At 55.5% G+C, this 1,136-nt stretch carries 1 protein-coding gene; it reads right to left on the minus strand.

The window, feature by feature from the left end:
* The coding region (tuf, locus tag D8U70_RS13965) for an elongation factor Tu (protein ID WP_130929113.1) at window positions 1–1,136 on the minus strand (1,136 nt) is incomplete at both ends.

Genomic DNA, 1,136 nt, shown 5'->3' on the forward strand with positions numbered 1-1,136 from the left:
TCGATGATTTTGGCTACGACGCCAGCGCCGACGGTACGACCGCCTTCACGGATAGCGAAACGCAGACCGTCTTCCATCGCGATGGTTTTGATCAGGGTAACAGTCATCTGAATGTTGTCACCTGGCATTACCATTTCAACGCCTTCTGGCAGCTCGCAGTTACCAGTCACGTCAGTAGTACGGAAGTAGAACTGTGGACGGTAGCCTTTGAAGAACGGAGTGTGACGACCGCCTTCTTCCTTGCTCAGAACGTAAACTTCTGCGGTGAACTTGGTGTGCGGCTTGACCGAACCTGGCTTGACCAGAACCTGGCCACGCTCAACGTCGTCACGCTTGGTACCACGCAGCAGAACGCCGCAGTTCTCGCCAGCACGACCTTCGTCGAGCAGTTTGCGGAACATCTCAACACCGGTGCAGGTGGTGGTGGTGGTGTCACGCAGACCAACGATTTCCAGAGCGTCCTGAACGCGAACGATACCGCGCTCGATACGACCAGTCACAACAGTACCGCGACCCGAGATCGAGAACACGTCTTCGATTGGCATCAGGAATGGCTTGTCGATCATACGAACTGGTTCTGGGATGTAGGTATCCAGAGTTTCAACCAGTTTACGAACGGCAGTGGTGCCCATTTCGTTGTCGTCTTTGCCTTCCAGCGCCATACGAGCCGAACCGATGATGATCGGAGTGTCGTCGCCTGGGAAGTCGTAGGTCGACAGCAGGTCACGAACTTCCATCTCAACCAGTTCCAGCAGCTCAGCGTCGTCTACCAGGTCAGCCTTGTTCAGGAAAACCACGATGTACGGAACGCCTACCTGACGGGACAGCAGGATGTGCTCACGGGTTTGTGGCATCGGACCATCAGCGGCCGAGCAAACCAGGATCGCGCCGTCCATCTGGGCAGCACCGGTGATCATGTTCTTCACGTAGTCAGCGTGACCTGGGCAGTCAACGTGAGCGTAGTGACGAATAGTCGAGTTGTACTCAACGTGAGCGGTGTTGATGGTGATACCGCGAGCTTTTTCTTCTGGTGCGCTGTCGATCTTGTCGAATTCAACGACGGCCGAACCGAAAACTTCGGAGCAGACGCGAGTCAGAGCAGCAGTCAGAGTGGTTTTACCGTGGTCAACGTGACC

The sequence above is a fragment of the Pseudomonas sp. Sample_20 genome, from assembly GCF_004307585.1.
GTDB classification, from domain to species: Bacteria; Pseudomonadota; Gammaproteobacteria; order Pseudomonadales; family Pseudomonadaceae; genus Aquipseudomonas; species Aquipseudomonas atacamensis.